Source organism: Tardiphaga sp. OK245 (genome assembly GCF_900108575.1).
GTDB lineage: Bacteria > Pseudomonadota > Alphaproteobacteria > Rhizobiales > Xanthobacteraceae > Tardiphaga > Tardiphaga robiniae.
In genome coordinates, this window is sequence record NZ_FNWZ01000004.1 from 661,743 (window position 1) to 679,399 (window position 17,657).

At 62.2% G+C, this 17,657-nt stretch carries 18 protein-coding genes; 6 read left to right on the forward strand and 12 right to left on the reverse strand.

Translation table 11 applies throughout. The features are described 5' to 3' along the window. The first annotated feature begins 286 nt into the window (after positions 1 to 286). Positions 287 to 1,522 carry an MFS transporter gene (locus BLW80_RS21760; RefSeq protein ID WP_093760053.1) on the forward strand — a complete coding sequence of 412 codons (1,236 nt, stop codon included), beginning with the start codon at positions 287 to 289 and terminating at the stop codon, positions 1,520 to 1,522. A 30-nt stretch (positions 1,523 to 1,552) separates the two neighbouring features. Further along, the gene (locus tag BLW80_RS21765) at positions 1,553 to 2,215 is read left to right on the forward strand and encodes a sulfite oxidase-like oxidoreductase (protein ID WP_093759581.1); all 663 of its coding nucleotides are present in this window, start codon (positions 1,553 to 1,555) and stop codon (positions 2,213 to 2,215) included. A gap of 21 nt (positions 2,216 to 2,236) precedes the next feature. Here BLW80_RS21765 and BLW80_RS21770 read toward each other — a convergent pair whose 3' ends face one another. Together BLW80_RS21770 and BLW80_RS21775 are read right to left on the reverse strand one after the other, a co-directional pair. Next, positions 2,237 to 2,803: a DUF2478 domain-containing protein gene (locus BLW80_RS21770; protein WP_093759582.1), complete on the reverse strand. Its 567-nt coding sequence runs from the start codon at positions 2,801 to 2,803 to the stop codon at positions 2,237 to 2,239. A gap of 149 nt (positions 2,804 to 2,952) precedes the next feature. Then, positions 2,953 to 3,327, reverse strand: a complete 375-nt coding sequence (locus tag BLW80_RS21775; protein ID WP_093759583.1) for a winged helix-turn-helix domain-containing protein — start codon at positions 3,325 to 3,327, stop codon at positions 2,953 to 2,955. A 59-nt stretch (positions 3,328 to 3,386) separates the two neighbouring features. On the opposite strand from BLW80_RS21775, the gene BLW80_RS29985 reads away from it, so the two are divergent. Further along, complete coding sequence (locus tag BLW80_RS29985; RefSeq protein ID WP_139285878.1) at positions 3,387 to 3,605, forward strand: hypothetical protein; 219 nt, start codon at positions 3,387 to 3,389, stop codon at positions 3,603 to 3,605. A 13-nt stretch (positions 3,606 to 3,618) separates the two neighbouring features. Here BLW80_RS29985 and wrbA read toward each other — a convergent pair whose 3' ends face one another. Together wrbA and BLW80_RS21785 are read right to left on the reverse strand one after the other, a co-directional pair. After that, a complete protein-coding gene (wrbA, locus tag BLW80_RS21780) occupies positions 3,619 to 4,218 on the reverse strand; it encodes an NAD(P)H:quinone oxidoreductase (protein WP_093759584.1) in 600 nt (199 codons plus the stop codon). A 57-nt stretch (positions 4,219 to 4,275) separates the two neighbouring features. Next, positions 4,276 to 4,974 carry a pirin family protein gene (locus tag BLW80_RS21785; protein ID WP_089262490.1) on the reverse strand — a complete coding sequence of 233 codons (699 nt, stop codon included), beginning with the start codon at positions 4,972 to 4,974 and terminating at the stop codon, positions 4,276 to 4,278. Between the two features lie 107 nt (positions 4,975 to 5,081). Here BLW80_RS21785 and BLW80_RS21790 point away from each other — a divergent pair, with 107 nt between their 5' ends. Beyond that, positions 5,082 to 6,008 carry a LysR family transcriptional regulator gene (locus BLW80_RS21790; protein ID WP_093759585.1) on the forward strand — a complete coding sequence of 309 codons (927 nt, stop codon included), beginning with the start codon at positions 5,082 to 5,084 and terminating at the stop codon, positions 6,006 to 6,008. Here the strand turns inward: BLW80_RS21790 and BLW80_RS21795 are convergent. Further along, positions 6,005 to 7,096, reverse strand: a complete 1,092-nt coding sequence (locus BLW80_RS21795) for a glycosyltransferase family 4 protein (RefSeq protein ID WP_170849758.1) — start codon at positions 7,094 to 7,096, stop codon at positions 6,005 to 6,007. The two genes, BLW80_RS21790 and BLW80_RS21795, sit on opposite strands and share 4 nt — an antisense overlap. Before the next feature lie 396 nt (positions 7,097 to 7,492). Between BLW80_RS21795 and BLW80_RS21800 the strand changes: the two genes are divergently transcribed. Next, on the forward strand, positions 7,493 to 8,461 hold the full coding sequence (locus BLW80_RS21800; protein ID WP_244528377.1) for an ABC transporter substrate-binding protein: 969 nt from the start codon (positions 7,493 to 7,495) through the stop codon (positions 8,459 to 8,461). Here BLW80_RS21800 and BLW80_RS21805 read toward each other — a convergent pair. The 3 genes from BLW80_RS21805 to BLW80_RS21815 all read right to left on the reverse strand — a co-directional run bounded on the left by BLW80_RS21805 (position 8,433) and on the right by BLW80_RS21815 (position 12,358). Next, positions 8,433 to 9,689, reverse strand: coding sequence for an MFS transporter (locus BLW80_RS21805; RefSeq protein ID WP_093759587.1), 1,257 nt, complete (start codon positions 9,687 to 9,689; stop codon positions 8,433 to 8,435). The genes BLW80_RS21800 and BLW80_RS21805 overlap by 29 nt on opposite strands. Then, positions 9,686 to 10,054 (reverse strand): hypothetical protein, encoded by a 369-nt coding sequence (locus BLW80_RS21810; protein ID WP_089262497.1) that lies wholly within the window; start codon positions 10,052 to 10,054, stop codon positions 9,686 to 9,688. Before BLW80_RS21810 ends, BLW80_RS21805 begins: the two co-directional genes overlap by 4 nt. Positions 10,055 to 10,153: 99 nt before the next feature. Next, positions 10,154 to 12,358, reverse strand: a complete 2,205-nt coding sequence (locus tag BLW80_RS21815) for a TonB-dependent receptor (protein WP_093760057.1) — start codon at positions 12,356 to 12,358, stop codon at positions 10,154 to 10,156. Positions 12,359 to 12,594: 236 nt separating this feature from the next. On the opposite strand from BLW80_RS21815, the gene BLW80_RS21820 reads away from it, so the two are divergent. Next, the gene (locus BLW80_RS21820) at positions 12,595 to 13,638 is read left to right on the forward strand and encodes a helix-turn-helix transcriptional regulator (RefSeq protein ID WP_244528379.1); all 1,044 of its coding nucleotides are present in this window, start codon (positions 12,595 to 12,597) and stop codon (positions 13,636 to 13,638) included. Positions 13,639 to 13,804: 166 nt separating this feature from the next. On the opposite strand, the gene BLW80_RS21825 is transcribed toward BLW80_RS21820, so the two are convergent. Genes BLW80_RS21825 through BLW80_RS21840 form a run of 4 tightly spaced genes read right to left on the reverse strand, consistent with a single transcriptional unit; the run spans position 13,805 to position 17,446 of the window. Further along, positions 13,805 to 14,701, reverse strand: coding sequence for an efflux RND transporter periplasmic adaptor subunit (locus tag BLW80_RS21825; protein WP_093759589.1), 897 nt, complete (start codon positions 14,699 to 14,701; stop codon positions 13,805 to 13,807). Then, positions 14,698 to 14,907, reverse strand: a complete 210-nt coding sequence (locus tag BLW80_RS21830; RefSeq protein ID WP_093759590.1) for a DUF1656 domain-containing protein — start codon at positions 14,905 to 14,907, stop codon at positions 14,698 to 14,700. The genes BLW80_RS21825 and BLW80_RS21830 overlap by 4 nt, the downstream gene beginning before the upstream one ends. Next, positions 14,904 to 16,970, reverse strand: a complete 2,067-nt coding sequence (locus BLW80_RS21835; protein ID WP_093759591.1) for an FUSC family protein — start codon at positions 16,968 to 16,970, stop codon at positions 14,904 to 14,906. The genes BLW80_RS21830 and BLW80_RS21835 overlap by 4 nt, the downstream gene beginning before the upstream one ends. Next, positions 16,967 to 17,446 carry a MarR family winged helix-turn-helix transcriptional regulator gene (locus BLW80_RS21840; protein ID WP_093759592.1) on the reverse strand — a complete coding sequence of 160 codons (480 nt, stop codon included), beginning with the start codon at positions 17,444 to 17,446 and terminating at the stop codon, positions 16,967 to 16,969. Before BLW80_RS21840 ends, BLW80_RS21835 begins: the two co-directional genes overlap by 4 nt. Positions 17,447 to 17,657: the final 211 nt, after the last annotated feature.

Consider the following 17,657-nt stretch of genomic DNA (forward strand, 5'->3'; position numbering starts at 1 on the left):
CGCCCGGAGTACCGCTACCCTTCATAGACTTTTGTCTAAGCCACATTGTCGCATGTCGAGGCTAGTCATGTGCGGCCGCCGGGATGCAGGCATCGGCTGACAGAACGATCCTGCCAGCAGCAATGCATTCCGCGGCATTGGCTTTTCGTGCCGCGCGTGGCAACGGGACATTTCACTTCACGGAATACGAGGGTTCTACGTGGCAGATTCATTCGCACCGCCGGCGGACGGCAAACTCCATTTCGACGACGCCAAAAAACGCATCAAGGCGATCTTCATCGGCTCGATGGGCAATCTCGTCGAATGGTACGACTTCTACGCCTACACCGCCTTCGCCCTGTATTTCGCGCCGGCCTTCTTCCCGAACTCCGACCCCGTCGTTCAGCAGCTCAATGCGGCCGTGCTGTTCGCCGCCACCTTCCTGATGCGGCCACTCGGCGGCTGGCTGTTTGGCTATCTCGCCGACACCTATGGCCGTCGTATATCGCTGACGATCTCGGTCCTGTGCATGTGCTTCGGCTCGCTGATCATCGCCTGCACGCCGACCTACGCCACCATCGGCATCGCGGCACCGATCCTGCTCGCGCTCGCCCGCATCATCGAAGGCCTCAGCCTCGGCGGCGAATACGGCGCCAGCGCCACCTATCTCTCGGAAGTTGCCGATCCCAAGCATCGCGGTTTCTATTCGAGCTTCCAGTATGTCACGCTGATCGGCGGCCAGCTGACCGCGATCATCGTGCTCCTGCTGCTGCAGAAGGTGTTCCTCACCGAGCAGGAGCTGAAGGACTGGGGCTGGCGCATTCCGTTCGTGATCGGCGCTGGTCTTGCGGTCTTCACCGCCGTGATGCGTCGCGACATGCACGAGACTGACCAGTTCGTTGAAGCGAAGAAGCAGGCCAAGCCAATGGGTTCGCTGCGCGCGCTGATGGCCTATCCGCGCGAATTGCTGCTGGTTGTCGGCCTCACCGCCGGCGGCACCGCAGCGTTCTATACCTTCACCACCTACATGCAGACCTTCGTCAAGCTCTCGGTCGGCCTCACCGCGGACCAAACCACCACGGTGATCTTCGGCACGCTGATATTCGCCTGCCTGCTGCAGCCGATCTATGGCGCGATCTCCGACCGCATCGGCCGCAAGCCGCTGCTGATCTTCTTCGGCGTTGCCGGCACGCTGGCGACTGTTCCGATCCTCACCACGCTGCAGACCACCAAGTCGCCATTCACGGCGTTCCTGCTGATCTGCGGCGCCTGGGTGTTCGTCGCCGGCTATACCTCGATCAATGCGGTGGTGAAGGCCGAACTGTTCCCGACCAATATCCGTGCGCTGGGCGTCGGCGTGCCCTATGCGCTGACGGTGTCAATCTTCGGCGGTACGGCGCCGGCGATCGCGCTGTACTTCAAGCAGATCGGTCATGAACAGTGGTTCTACTATTATCTGTCGGGCATGATCTTCCTGTCGCTGCTGATTTACGCCACCATGCGCGACACCAAGCACAAGTCGGCGATGCACCGTCACGAGTGACGGTCAACGTCTAGCCAAGGAGCGTCAGCCATGACCGAGGATCACACCCCGCCGGAATCCAAGCTGACGCAGACCAAACAGCGCTGGGCGCGCGAAGGCCGGTTTATCACCGGCAAGATTGCGCGCCCGGACGACCAGCGGCTCCCACCCGGCCAGCACCTGACCCAGGACTGGCCGGTACTGGATCTGGGCATCACACCCGACATCCCCCGCGAGCGCTGGCGCCTCGATGTCTACGGTGCCGTCGAGACGCCGCTGTTCTGGGATTTCGGCCAGTTCAGCGCACAGCCGCAATCGACCTTCATCTCAGACATCCATTGCGTCACCACCTGGTCGCGTTACGACAACCAGTGGGAGGGTCTTTCGACCCGCGCGCTGCTCGATGCTTGCCAGCCGAAGCCGGACGCGCGCTTCGTGGTACTGGAATCCCATGACGGATACACCACGAACCTGTCATTGGAAGACTTCGCTGCCGAAGACGCACTGCTGGCACATTCGTGGCAGGGCTCCCCGATCGAGCGCGACCATGGCGGCCCGGTGCGCGTGATCGTGCCGCATCTGTATTTCTGGAAGAGCGCGAAGTGGCTGCAGCGCATCCACTTCGTCAGCGACGACAAGCCCGGCTATTGGGAAGTTCGCGGTTATCACAACCGCGGCGATCCGTGGCAGGAGCAACGGTATTCCGACGATTGACGACTGTGCGTTGATGGAATTCTATTTCAGCACTTCGCAAACGCTACGATGGTCCTGACGCATGATTCCCTCGGTGCGACAAGAGACTTTCGCCCACCAGCCGTCGAGCGACTCGCGATCGCAATGCAGCTTCACGCTCATGCCATCGGCAAATGCGATCCATTCGGCGAAGCGATGCGACGGCACGGCGATCACCACGGGGATATCGCTAGAGAGCGCGCGCTCGATCAGATAAGCGAGCCCCTTGCCCTCGCGCTCCTGCTTGCCGAACCGGTTGATGATCACGAGATCGGCGCCCTCGTCGATGGCGTCGGCAACCTGCGTGCCGGCATCGAGCAATTGTCCGACATCGAGCTTGCAGCCTTTTGCGCCGGGACCGAGATCCTGAAACAAGCGCACGTGTGCACCGGTGTGCAGCATGACCGCAGTCAGCTTCGGCACGTCGAATTCGCGATGCCCGAGTTGCACCAATCCGACGGCGCGAATACCCTGCTTGCTCAAATCCGCCGCGAAGGTGTGCAACACTGCGTCGGGATCCTGATCCTTGTCATAGACAAGCGCAGCCAGATCGCATTGGGCGTCGAACATTGCGAAGTTCCAGTTTAGACCACGGCGCGCCACGAGCGACCAAGGATCGATCGATCCTATTCCAGAATAGAGCCATTCGAAAGCGCGATCGGGGTGACCGTCACGATATATTTATCCGGATACAACGGTGATACCGCCGGCTTGACCGGTTAGAACCTGCGCTTCTTGCCGATATCGCCCTTCAGCGCCAGCAGCTCCTTGCGCGCGGCGGTGGCCGCAGCGCTTTCGATGCCACGATAGCGCTTGATGAGCGTAAGGCCGAATGGCGTGAGGAGAGCTCCGCCCCCATTCTTGCCGCCAGTCTGGCGCTCGACGGCAGGCTGCCCGCAGATCCGGTTGAGTTCATCCACCAGATCCCAGGCGCGCTTGTAGGACATCGCCATGGCGCGGCCGGCGGCCGAAATCGAACCGGTAGCGTGAATATGTTCGAGAAGCTGAATCTTGCCCGGTCCGATCCGTCCCTCGGGATCGAGGTCGATGCGGATACTGAGGACTGGCGCGGGCGAGCTGGCTGGCTTGGACATAGCCGAAGTCTACGTCCCCAGACGCAACCTTGCCAGTCCAACAATCAAGGAACGTTTCAGTGTTGGCGGCATTCGGGGCAAACGACTTCACCCTTGGTCACATGCGCGATGCCGCGACAAAACCATTTCCGGGCCATCGCGTGCAGCGGCCGCCGGGCCAGCTGGTAGATGAAATACACGTCGAGCATGATGAAATCGAATCCGTTTGTTCCAGCATAGATAAGGCGGCGCTCTGCAATCAGAACGCCGCCTTTCTCTTGTCAGCCATCTCTTTTTAGTTAGCCACGCAGCTTAGCCGTGAAGTTTCTTCGCGGTCTCGGCGATCGCCTTGCCCTGATAGCGGGCACCGGCCAGCTCGTTGGCCGAAGGCTGGCGGCTGCCGTCGCCACCGGTCAGGGTGGTGGCACCATAGGGCGAGCCGCCGGTGACTTCATCGAGCTTCATCTGGCCCTGGAAGCCGTAATCGAGGCCGACGATGGTCATGCCGAAATGCAGCAGGTTGGTGATGATCGAGAACAGCGTGGTTTCCTGGCCACCGTGCTGGGTCGCGGTCGCGGTGAAGGCGCCGCCGACCTTGCCATGCAGCGCGCCCTTCATCCACAGGCCACCGGCCTGATCGAGGAAGTTGGCCATCTGCGAGGACATGCGGCCGAAGCGGGTGCCGGTGCCGACGATGATCGCATCGTAATTGGCGAGATCGTCGATGGTCGCGATCGGGGCAGCCTGGTCCATCTTGTAGTAGGACGCCTTGGCGACTTCGGCAGGCACCAGTTCAGGCACGCGCTTGATATCGACAGTGGCGCCGGCTTCGCGGGCGCCTTCAGCGACGGCATTGGCCATCGCTTCGATATGGCCGTAAGCGGAATAATACAGAACGAGTACTTTGGTCATGGTCAGTCTCCGTTGGATTGGGGATGAATAGGTCGGGTTGATGATTGGTGGGCGCCGTCAGGCCGCGTCCACCAGAACGAGTTCGGAATCTTCCAGCGCGGTGATCGTGACGTTGGCTTCGTCACGGATGGCGACGCCGTCGCGGGCGTTGACGCGAATGCCGTTGATCTCGATCGCGCCGGCCGCCGGCACGAGATAGCCATTGCGCGAGCTACCCAGCGGATATTGCGCGGTCTCACCGGCCTTCAGCGTGGTTGCCAGCACCCGGGCGTCAGCCCGGATAGGCAGTGCCCCGGCGTCGTCCTTGAAGCCACTGGCAATGGTGACGAACTGGCCGGAGCGATCGGCCTTCGGGAACGGCTTGGCGCCCCAGCAAGGCTGGCCGCCCGTTTGTGTGGGCTCGATCCAGATCTGGAAGATCCGCGTGGTCGATGCCTCCAGATTGTATTCGGAGTGCCGGATGCCTGAGCCCGCACTCATCACCTGGACGTCGCCGGCCTCGGTGCGGCCCGTGTTGCCCAGACTGTCCTGATGCGTGATCGCGCCTTCGCGGACATAGGTGATGATTTCCATGTTGGAATGCGGATGAGCCGGGAAACCGGTGTTCGGCGCGATCTCGTCGTCGTTCCAGACGCGCAAGCTGCCATGGCCCATATTCTTGGGGTCGTAATGGCTGCCGAACGAGAAATGGTGCTTGGCCTTGAGCCAGCCGTGGTCGGCGCCGCCGAGTTTGTCGAAAGGTCTGAGGTCGATCATGACGAAATCTCCGTCGTTTGATGCATTTGCATCCTGGGCATCTGGATATGCCCTCTCAAATGGCGCATAAATAGAAATGATGGAAACTCATCGTTTCGGATTTTGAGATGCCCAAACTTCCCGATTTCGAAGCGCTGGCGATTTTCGCCAAGGTGGTCGAACTGCGGTCCTTTGCGGCGGCGGCGACCGAGCTGACCCTGTCCAAGGCCACCGTCTCCAAGGCGGTCGGTCGGCTCGAGGATCGCCTGGGCGCGCGGCTGTTCAACCGGACCTCACGGCGGTTGGCGCTGACCGACTCCGGCAAGACGCTGGCGGTGAAGGCCACGCAATTGCTGGCGGACGGCGAAGCGCTCGAGAACGAGGCGCTGGCGCAGTCGGCGACACCGCGCGGGCTGGTACGGCTGGCCGTGCCGATGACCTACGGCACCAATACGGTGGCGCCGCTACTGCCGGAATTTCTGGCACAGTATCCGGAGGTCTCCATCGACCTCAGCCTCAGCGACGCGACCGTCGATCTGATCGGCGAAGGTTTCGACGCCGCGATCCGCATCGCATCATTGCCGGATTCATCGTTGATCGCGCGGCGGCTGCGTCCGGTGAAGCGTTACATCGTGGCGGCGCCGTCCTATTTCGCGAAATACGGCCGGCCGACGCATCCCATGCATCTCGCCGACCACAAGTGCTTTGGCTACACCTATCTCTCGACGCCCGGCGTCTGGCACTTCACCAATGCGGCCGGCGAACAGGCCAACGTTCGGCCGGCCGGGCCGCTCCGCGTCAACAATGGCGAGGCGCTACTGCCTGCGCTGATCGCCGGATTGGGGATCAGCGACCTGCCGGATTTCATCGTCGGCGATGCATTGGCGAGCGGCGCGCTGGAAGCCGTGTTGCAGGACTGGTCGCAATCGTCGAGCGGTGTCTACCTCGTCACGCCACCGGGCGGTCCCCGCCCCGCCCGCGTCGAGGTGCTGCTGGAATTTCTTGCTGACAAACTCGCTGCCACCGGCAAGCGCGCGCGCAAGACATCGGGCTAGCTCACCTTCATCATCTGCCCGTAGATGCCGAAATACTGGTCGCGCATATTGGCGATATCGAATTCGGTGACGAAATCCTTCGCCGTCCTTGCGATCTTCGCGGCAAGCTCGGGCTGCGCCGCAAGCGCCGCGATCTTGTCGGCAAGATCCTCAGCGGATCCGACCTTGAATTTGATACCGTTCGAGCCGTCCACCAGCAGTTCGGCCGGGCCATCGACATCCGCGGCGATGACAGGCAGGCCGACCGCCATGGCTTCGAGCAACACCAGTCCGAAACCTTCGAAACGCGATGGCAGGACGAAAATATCAGCCTCGTCCAGCGGACGGCGCACATCGGTACGCCCGCACAGGAAGCGAACACGATCAGCGACATTCTCGGCGATCGCCTGCGCCTTCAAACTCAGGAGGGTCGACTCGTCGCCCTCCGGTGGGCTGCCGACGAAATCGCAGCGAATGTCGAGCCCGCGCGCGACGCAGAGGCTGACCGCCTTGATCAGGATGTCCTGGCCCTTCTGCTTGGGATAGATGCGGGCGACATTGATCAGACGCAGAGCCGGTCCGAGGCGACGTTGCCGCGCCACCCTATCAAATGTCGCGAGCGGAATGCCGTTATGCACCTTGAACAGGCGCTTCAGTTTGACAGATTCACATTCACGCTCGACCGCAGCAGAGATCGCGATGTTCCAATCGACGAACCGCTGATGCAGCCGAAGCTTTACGCGGTCCCACGCGTTGACGAGGCCGGTATTGTGAATCGTGTAGCCGACGCTCATCGGACGATACAGTTTACTCAACATGGCGAAGTGCTTGGCGCCGCTGTCATGCGCATGGATGATACGAATATCGTGACGGCGGATGATGTTGAGTAAACTTAGAATGACACGTGGATTGCGATTCCCGGGTGGGCGCTTGAGGAAGTAGACCGGATGACCTGTCGCGGAGAGCTCGGCAGCAAGATCGGGATGGAAAAAGTCGTTAATCACGACGAAAACCTGCGGAATGTCCTCTCCCGGCGTGCAACTGGCAGCGAAATTGATCAGCAGTCGCTCGGACCCGCCCACGGTCAGCGACGAAATCAATTGAAGCACACAACCCACTTTGAAATGCTCCCGGCCCGAATGCCGGGCGACTTCCAAATCCGTCGCGCTCCAAACGGCCCGATTGCGAAATAGCGCCAGGGTTTTTGTCTGTTCGGAGTAATCCATTCCCTATTTCGGCTGACGCTCGTGGCTATTCTGCGGCGCACCAAATGCGCCGCGGAAGGGAATTCTGGCGGAAAGGCGGCAGAGTTGGGCGGGAATGCGCACGCAGGTTGACGGTGGGCCAAAACACATCAGATTTTCCGAAAGCGCAAAACTTCCACGCCATTTCCAACAACGCCACATTCGTTGCTTTCGCTCGATGATATTCAGTCAGCCATTTCATTGACTGAATCCGTGTCGGACGTAGCTTTGATGCACGCCATTGCATCAGAGAAAATGACCATGACCACCGCTTCCCCTACGCGCCGTTTGCTATCAACGCTCATTGCCACAGCCTTCAGCGCAACGCTCGCCACCTCCGCTTTCGCGGCAGACCAGATCACGCTGCGCGTCGGCGACCAGAAGGGCGGCAACCGCTCGCTGCTGGAGATCTCCGGCTTGGCGAAGGACTTGCCTTACAAGATCCAGTGGTCGGAATTCCCTGCGGCGGCGCCGATCCTCGAAGCCATCAATGCCGGCGCACTCGATGTCGGTTACACCGGCGACCTCTCGTTCCTCACGGTCTATGCCAACGGCGCACCGATCAAGGCGATAGGCGGCACACGCTCCAATGCGGACACGCAGGCGATCCTGGTGCGCAACGATTCACCGATCAAGACCGCTGCCGACCTCAAGGGCAAGCGCCTCGCAGGCACACGCGGCGGCTGGGGCCAGTTCCTGATTGAGGCGACGCTGGAGAAAGCCGGTTACAAGACCAGCGACGCAACTTTCGCGCCGCTCGGTCCCGTCGATGCCAAGATTGCACTTCTCGCCGGTTCGATCGACGGCTGGGCCGTATGGGAACCCTACATCTCCTACGCCGTGCTGAAAGACAATGCGCGGGTGGTTGCCGATGGCACCGGTCTGACTCCGACCCTGACGTTTATCGTGGCCTCCGAGCAGGCGATTACCACCAAGCGCGAGGCCGTCGCCGACCTGCTGCAGCGGCTCAACAAGGCCCGCACCTGGTCGCGTGAGCATGTCGAGGTCTATGCAAAGAACACCGCCGAGCTGACCAAGCTGCCGGAAGACGTGCTGGCGCGCGCCTACAAGGCGCAGGACACACGGCCGATCGCCATCGACGATGGCGTGGTGAAGGAGTTCCAGGAAGCCTCCGACCGCGCCACGCGCTACGGAATCCTGTCAAAGCAGGTCGATGTCAGCAAGGCCGTCGATCGCAGCTTCACGCAGGCTGCGCCGGCGTCAAACTAGCGGGCGGTTGCGCGGCGAGAATGCGCATCGTCGCAATCGCCGCGATCAGCGACAACACTGTGGCGACGCTGAATAGCGTCCCATAGCCGAGCAGATCGGCAATACGGCCCGACAGCATCGAGCCGATGAAGTAGATGATGAGCTGGGCGCAGGCGAGAATCGTGAAGTCGGTGCCCGGCTGATCCTTCGATGCCGCCGCCATGAACAGGCTGTAAAGCGCAACGATCTCCATATAGCGGATCAAGGTCTGGAATCCGGCCGCGCCGAAAATCGGCCAGATGCCGGTCACGACACCCAGCGCATGCGCCGTGAACAGCGCAAAGCAGATGGTGCGGAGAATGCCCAGCAGACCCAGCGTCCAGCCGGTGCCGCAGCGTTGCAGCAGCCACGCCGCACCAGCGGCGCCTGCGAGACCCGCCGTCGTCGCGGCACCGCCGGAAAGATAACCGATCTGTTTGAGCGGCACGCCGGCATCGACGAGATAGCTGCCCTCCATCGCCTTCACGAGGCCCTCGCTCATCCGGTAGATCAGCGCGATCCAGAGAATGTTGCGCACCTCGCGGCGGCGCAGGAAGGCCATCACGGACGGCCGCGGCTTCGACGGATCGATCTGCCCGGCTTCGTCCTCGCGCATGGCGAAGGCGGCAAAGAGCGGGATCAACGAGAAGCCGGCGATGGTCAGCAGCATACCGGTCCAACCGATCTGCGCATACAGCACCAGCCCGAGCGTGCCGCCGATCACGACACCGAACGCGACCGAGCCGCCCTGGATGGCGTTGCCGATGGCACGATCCTCCGGCGCCAGATATTTCGCAGCATAGCCATCGGTGGCGATATCCTGGGTCGAGATCAGCAGTGAACCGAACAGGCCCACCGTGATGATGCCCCAGATATTGGTTGCGCCGAGCGGGATCAAACACAGCAGGCTGATGATGACCCCGGTTTGGGTCACGATCACCCAGCCGGCGCGATGTGCGCGCGCGAACGGGCGGATGCGATCGACGACCGGCGCCCAGAAGAACTTCAGCAACAGCGGCAGGAACCAAAGACTGAGATAGCCGATCTCGCTGCGCGACACACCGGCCTCGCGCATGATTGGCGGCAGTGCCGCCGCGAACAGATAGGACGGGATCGCCTGTGCCAGATACAGCCCGCCAAGCACGACGAACAGCCGCTTGCGTCCCATGACGGCGACCGGCGCAGATGCGTTAAGCTCCACGGTGCTCATGCGAGGCCGCGATGTTCGGCGAGAAAGGCGCGCGCGGCGATCTCGTCCTCGAGCGCCACCAGCGGCATCGGCCAGAGCTTCCGAAACGTCTCTTCCATCTTCTTGTTGGCGCCGGGGCGTACAATCGCCACAGCACGGCAGCGCGCGGAGATATGGCCGCGCGTCGCCTTGAACCACAGCGCCTGCTCCCGCTCGCCGGCGACGGACAGTTTCCCGCCGCCCCCGAACACGGTCAGAAGTTCGAATGGCGCATCATGCTCGCCGACCCGGGCCAGCGCGGCCAGATAATCGCGCTCGTCCGACTCCGCGTAAGGCGGCAGGAACCGTAGCGTCAGCAGGCTCCCATCAATCTCCAGATCCACCATGATGGCAATTAGAACTCCCTGGGAAGTGGCCTTGGAAGGTTTGTCTCGTTTGAGCGTGATCTGATCCGAAAACCGGCGACCGCTTTTCGGGATCACGCCCTAGAACGTCTTGCGATAGCCGACCGTCACGGTGCGGCCCCAGGAATAGACCGGCAGGTTGCGCACCGACGTCGCGGTCGGATTCTGCAGCTCCGTATCGAACAGGTTGTTGACGGCTGCATAGGCCTCACCGCCATAGACCGGCCCGCTCAGCGCGGCATTCATCGTGAAACCACCCTCGATGGGATAGACCGTATTGGTCAGGTTGATGCCGCGGTTCCGGCCCGAATAGCCCTCGCCCTCGACGCGCAGCTTGATGCCGTTGTCGAAGCGATAGTCGCCGAAGATCAGACCGCGCACCGGACTGCCGATCCGGTTGTTGGGCAGCCACGAGTCGAGCACGCCATCCTTGTTGGTGTCGTAGCGGCCTTCCTTGTAGCCGATCGTGGTACCCAGCGTGAAATTCCGGTTGATCGCCATCTCGCCGATATATTCGACGCCGTAGATCATTTCCTTCTGCTGCGAAATCAGGTTGGTGACTGGATCGAAGGTCACGCCCTTCTCGGACGTGCTGACGAAACCGGTGATGCTGCCCTTGTAGGGGCCGTCGCCGCCGCGGATGCCGATTTCGTAATTGTTGACGATCTGGGCTTCCGGCGCGATCGAGCTGAAAGAGATGGTCTGGCGTGCCAGCGGCAGGCAGTTCGGCGTCGCCACCGGACAGGCGAAGGCCGTGGATGACAGGCCGGCGCGGCGCGTATAGGCGCCGACATCAGGCAGCGCATAGCCCTGCGAGAAACCGCCGAACAGGTCGATCTTGTTGTTGAGCTTGAAGGTCGCGCCGAGATTATAGGTCGGCGAGGCATATTCGTATTGGCCGCCGATAACATTGAGCGCCGGCAGAACGAAGCGCGTCACGGGCGAGATCGCGGCATAGGCGGCCGGACGCAGGAAATCGTCGACGCTGAGATCGAAATGCTCGTAGCGAATGCCACCGCGCGCGGTCAGCCGATCGGTGATCGGGATTTGAACCAACGCAAATCCCGCGGTCGTTACCTGGGTCAGCGGCGTGAACACATCGCGTCCATCGGTCAGTGTCTGCCATGTCTTGTCATGGACGACGTCGGTGCCCCAGGTCACCTTGGCGCCGTTCCAGATGCGGTCGAGCGGCGTATCGATCGTCAGATTGACCCCGCCGCGCTCGGAATACAGTGTGGTCTGGTTGGCGGGGCTGGTCGGGCTCAGCGGGTTGCCGGAATAATAGACCAGCGAGTTATAGGGATAGGAAAATTCCGAATAGTTGAAGCGCTTCTTGATATCATTGTAGAAGCCGACCACGCTGAGATTGCCAAGCACGAAGTCGGTATCGCTGTAGCGCAATTGGAACGAGCGCGAATCTTCCAGCACGCTCTGCCCGGTATAGGGCTTGGTGAAATCCGGCTTCGCATAAGCGCCCGAATAGTCGGTAAGATATTTCGGCGTCTGGTCGAGATAGAACTGGCTGATCGAGGCTTCGATGCGCTTGCCGCCATCGAAATCGTAACCGATCTTGCCCAGGAAATTACCGCTGGCGAGACGATCGCCACCTCCCTGCCCGAGCATGGCGTCCGATGGCAGCTCGCGGCCCGCACCATCATAAGTCTTCTGCGCGCCGCGGCCGCTGCCGACGAATACATAGTCGATGCCATTCGTGCCCTTGCCACTGACCGTCGCCGACATTTCTGGCGCCAGCGAACCGCCGGGATCGGCGGTGAAGGTGCGCAGCGCCGTGTTGACGCTGACGCGCGGACCGCCCGGCTGCGCTTTCTTGGTGACGAAATTCACCGTACCGCCCGTCGCGCCGGCGCCATACAGGCTCGATGCACCCGCGACCAGTTCGATGCGCTCGACGGAATTCAGATCGATCAGCGACAGGACGCGCGAGACGTCGCGGAGCGGCGTCGTCAGCGGCACGCCGTCCATCAGCACCAGGAGGTCGCGGCCGCGGTAGCTTTCGGAAGCGCCGGAGATGGTCTGGTTCGACACCGAGAAGCCCGGCAGCAATTTTGCCAGCAGCGCCGATGCGCTGCCGCTCTGCTTGAGCTGCTCGTCGATCTCCTTCTGATCGACCACCTGCACCGTCTGCGGAATATCCGAAATCGAGCGCTGGGCACGCGCGGCGGTGACCGTGATCTCGTCGAGCGTGACGCCCGCGCTCTGCTGCGCAACGGCCTGCGACGACATGAGCCCGACGGCGGGGATGAGGAGGAACTGGCTGTAACGCATGAGCTCGGAGTCTTCCGTATGTTCGTGGCGACGAAGCACTGGAGAGGTCGAGCCGGTCAATTCGACCGAGGCCGCAGCAGTTTGGAATCAATGTAAATTCCAGCCACGGCTTTACTCTTCTTACGCCTGTGCATTCCGTCTATCGTCACAGCGATACGGCACAGCCCATTGCATGACTTGGACTCGGTGAATTGATAGTCGGACTGGAGCGAACGAAGCGGTTTGGATTCGATGCTGTGGCAAACGCGCATCAGTCGCGGTCTCCATCCTGCGTCGATGCCGCTCCCGATTGCCCTCTCGTCCCGCTCTGGCTGGTTGCCGACGATATCGATGACACCCTGCGCAAGCCGCTTGAGAGCCGCCTGCCGTGGAAGACCGTGCAGCGTAATTCGCTGGGATCGTTTCGCGCAGCGCCGTTCCAGTCAAAGGCGATCCTGCGGATGCAGCCGCATCTCGGACTGATGTCGTGTTTCGATCCCGCACCGCTCTGGACCATGCCCGACGACGATAGCGCCACGACCGGCAACGACTCGCCGCAGGACATTCTGGTGCTGCGCCCCTCGGACGGCGTGGTGATCGTCCAGCAGGATGGCCAGCGCCAGACATGCATGCCACGCGAGGCGATCATTCTCGATCCCAGCCGCGCCACCACCTTCATCATGAATGATGTGAGCCGTGTCGATTGCCTGCTACTCCCCAGCAATGGCCATGCCGGCATGCGCCACATCGCCCATGACAATGGCGGGCTGATCGCGCTCGGCCATTACGCCGCTGCCGTAATGCGCGGTCTGTTGCCGATGAATTCCGCTGCGCTGACGAGTCTTGCCATCGATTACATGAACGGCCTCGTCGCCACCATGATCGATGAAGCCGATGCGCCGGGACGACGTGGCGCATGGCGCCAGGATCGGCCGACTATCAGCCTGCTGTCGCTCAAGGCCGATATCGAGGCCAGCCTCAGCCAGCCGACGCTGTCACTGGAGCGGCTCGCGACCACCCATGGCGTCACCGCGCGTTATTTCCAGAAATTGTTCGAGGCCGAAGGCCGGACGTTTTCGGACTATCTGCTGGAGCGCCGTCTGGAACGCGCCTTCCACATGCTGCGCGACGGCAACCGCGGAGATCGCGCCGTCAGCACCATCGCTTTCGAGGTCGGCTTCGGCGACCTGTCTTATTTCAACCGCACCTTCAAAAAGCGCTTCGGCGCCACGCCTCGGGAAATACGGGCGCGGTTTGAAGTGATGCTGGTGGGTGCACAGTCACCGATAGTCGACAATTAGCGAGTTGAAGCACGAACAACTCTACTGTCGTCCCCGCGAAGGCGGGGACCCATAACCTCCATCCTCTCCGCTGAAGTGAAGGCTTCTCCCAACGGTGATCAACGAGACTACAGTGTGTATGGATCCCCGCCTTCGCGGGGATGACAGACTGTGAGTATGAGCTTCGTCAGTTCACCTTCGCAATCGTCGTCCCGTTGCCCGGCAAAATCTCCACCGTCCCCGTGCGGCCCGCGACCAGCGTCGCACCTGCCGGAACAGCGTCGAGCGCGATGCGCACCGGCACGCGCTGGGCGAGACGGACCCAACTGAAGGTCGGGGTCACATTGGCGAGCAGGTTGCTACCCTCTGCGCGGTCGCGATCCTCGATGCCGGCGGCAACGCTCTCCACATGGCCGGTGAGCTTGGCGGCATCACCCATCAAGTGAATGTGGACGGGATCGCCGACGTGGATCCGCGACAGCTTGGTCTCCTCGAAATAGCCGTCGACATGCAGGCTCGACGTATCGACCAATGCCATCACGCCCTTGCCGGCGGTGACATAGGTGCCGGGGCGCAGGTCCATATTGGAGATCACGCCCGAGACGGGCGCGTGAACCTCACTGCGATCGAGATTGAGCTGCGCCACCGCCCGATCGGCGATGGCCTGATCCAGTGACGCCTTGGCCAGCAGTTGCGTCGCCAGCACCTGCTCCTGCTTCTGCTGCGAGACGGCGGCCGTCGTCAGATCCTTATAGCGCTTCAGATCGAGATCGGCCTGCTCAAGGCTGGCCGTACGGCCGGCGACGACGGCTTCGGCCTGCTGCAGCGCCAGCGCGAAACGCGCGCGGTCAATCCGCATGATGACATCGCCGCTCGTCACCTTCTGATTATCACGCACCAGAATCTCGGTAACGAAACCGGACACATCCGGCGCCACGGTGACCACATCGGCGCGGACGCGGCCGTCACGTGTCCATGGTGCATCCATGTAATAGACCCAGAGATAGCGCCCCACGGCGAGCGCGGCGACGACGGCCAGCGCGGTGACGGCGAAACGACGAACGAAACTCACAGCATTTTTCATGACAGCAATCCGGAGGATAAATAGACCACGCCACCGAGCAGGCAGACATACAGAGCAAGATCGAACAGCGCGCGGTGCCAGACATAGCGATAGAGGCCGGAGCGCTCGATCAACGGGCGCAGCAGTGTGCCGATGGCGTAAGTGATGATCAGCCACAGCATCAGCGACGGCATCAGCACGCCGAACAGATCGATTTCATATCTCACGCCGCCACACTCCCGGCGAGAAGGCCCGGCTCGGGCAGATAGGCAGGTGCCGTCGGAAACAGACCGCGGCGAATGCCGACGAGCCCGATCAGCGCATCCGCACGCCCTGCCCCCCGTTCGCCCATGGCCTCAGACAGCGCGTGATCGACTTTCGCCAGCAGCGGCTCCGGCATCGCACCGCCTTTGTAGTTGCGGAAGCTCACGGCCAGTTCGTCCAGCATCGTGTCCATCGCATTGAGCGTCGGTGACGACAGATGATGCCTTGCGCGGCGCAGATCGACGATATTCAGCCCGACGCGCAATTCGCGCAGGTTGTCGACAGCACGCAGCGGCGAATCCTTCAGCGCCGTCAGCCGTGGCGCGAGAAGGCCGATGCGGTTCAGCATCAGCCCGGCAAAGGCCGCGCGGTCACGATTGCCGCGCTGTTCGGCAGCCTGCGCGATGGCGATCCAGCCGCGCCGCATCAGCCGCTTCACACTCCATTCGGAGCCGACTGAGCGGATCAACTGGATCGAGATGACCGACAGTTCGGTGCCGACGAAGAAGGCCACGCTGGAATTGGCGAAACTCGTGAAGTCGGCATTGTAGGTCGTCTGCAGCGCCATCAGCGTCGCGGTATTCGCGGCCAGCAGCATGCCGATGAAGAAGGTGGTGGGGCGTGCAATCAGATAGCCGAACAGCAGGAACGGCGGCGCCAGCACGGCAACAAGCACTTCGACATCGGTGATGGCCGGCAGGATCGCGAACAGATAGAGCGCGATGATCACCATCGCGGCCAGCGTCCATTTGGCAAAGCCGCGCAACCCCACCGCGGGATCATCCATGCTGGCGAAGAACGAGCAGCCGACAGCCGCCATGGTCGGTGCTGTCGCGCCATCGGTCCAGCCGGTGGCGATCCAGAACGCGCAGCAGACGAGGATGGTAATGAACACGCCTGCTGCGGACCATAGCGCCATGCCGTGATCGACATGCCGCACCGGGGCCACACCGGCTTCAGCCTGAAAGGCGAGTTTCGCGCCCGGCGGACGGCCGCCCTCGGCAATCGCCTGATTGAGGACCCGGCAATCTGCCGAGATATCGACGAGCTCGCGCATCCGCATCAGCAGGCTCGCGATCATGATCTCGGTCCATGACGACGACGCGCTCAGCTTCGGCTGCTGCGCGGCGATCATGCTGCGCAGCCGCTCGGCGGGTTCACGGTCGGTGCTGTTGTCAGCAATCCAGGCGGAGACGTCGACGATCAGCACCATCAATTGCGGTGAGGTCGTCCGCGCGTCTTCGCCCAGCGCGTCGATGCGATCGCCCATGGATGACAGCAGCGGCAGGAATGTCAGCATGCGCGTGCGCAGGGCACGCATCCAGCGTGAGGTCTCGCGTCCGCCGAGCCGATCATAGGCCAGATGATCGGCGAGCGTATCGATATCGACGGCATCGGCGGCGAGCTTGAGGCGCAGATCGCGCGTGGCCGGATCGGCGCTGCGGCCGGCTAGCACGTCCTGCGTCAGCTTGCGCGCACCGGCGAGCCAGCTATCGACCCGCGCTGCAACCGCCGGACCGACGCTGCGCGGCAGCAGGATCGTGGATACCAGCGTCGCGCAGAGAATGCCGACAATGATCTCCTCGCTGCGCGCCACGGCCGTATCGAAGATGGCTGCGGGTTCGTTGACCGAGGGAAAGCTGATCAGCGCGCAGGTATAGCCTGCCAGCATGAACATGTAGCCGCGCGGCGTCCTGTCCAGCAGTGACACATAGAGACAGAGACCGACCCACAGCGCGATGGCGAGGCTGAGCAGTTCCGGCGAATTGACGAGATTTGGCACCAGCACGACGCTGGCCGAAGCCCCAACCAGTGTGCCGATGACGCGAAACAGCGCTTTCGAACGCGTGGCGCCGGCCAGCGGCTGCGAGGCGATATAGACCGTGGCCAGCGCCCAGTAGGGCCGCGGCAGATCCATCGCAAAACCGATCAGCAGCGCCATCATGCCGGCGATGAAGGTTTTCACGGAGAAGATGATGTCGGCGTGACGGACAAGAAACGGCTGTTGGGCAGCAGCGGAAGTCATGGCAGGGCGTCCGCCTCCTCAGCGGCCTCATACAGGCGATTGGCCGATTGCTCGATCCGTCCGAGCACATCGAAAGCGATGGCGAGTTCGTCCGGCGCGATCCCTTTCATCAGGTCACCGCGCAGCCGGCGCATGACACGCCTGATCTCTTCGGCCTTGGCTTCGCCAAGCGGGGTCAGGTGCAAAACCTTGGCGCGGCGGTCGGTCGGATCCTCGCGGCGCTCGACGAGCCCTTCGGCAGCCAGCAGGTCGATCAGCCGGACCACCGATGGACCTTCGAGCCCCATTTCGTCGGCGAGCACGCCCTGACGCACGTTCTCGCGTCCGGCGCGGGACAGGATCAGCAGCGGATGGGCCGTGGCTTCGGACAGGCCATGCGCCGACAGGGTCTGGTCAGCCTTGCGGCGCCAGACCCGTGCCAGTCGCGCAACCAAGAGGCCCAGTTCGGCCTGGATATGCGCTTGGGAGTGGGGCATGGAAATTAGATAGGACCCTATCGATTAGGCTGCAATCTATTTTGTGCGTCGCATCAATCACGGTGTGGTGAGCGCCGCCGGGGACCCCGGCACCTGCAAGCCCGGTCGGGTAGCCGTAATGCGGGAAACAACGCCAGCAGCCAAATATGGAGAATTTCCCAATGATTTCCGTGGGCCATATCTTTCAGCGATTGAAATCCCCCTTGTTTCT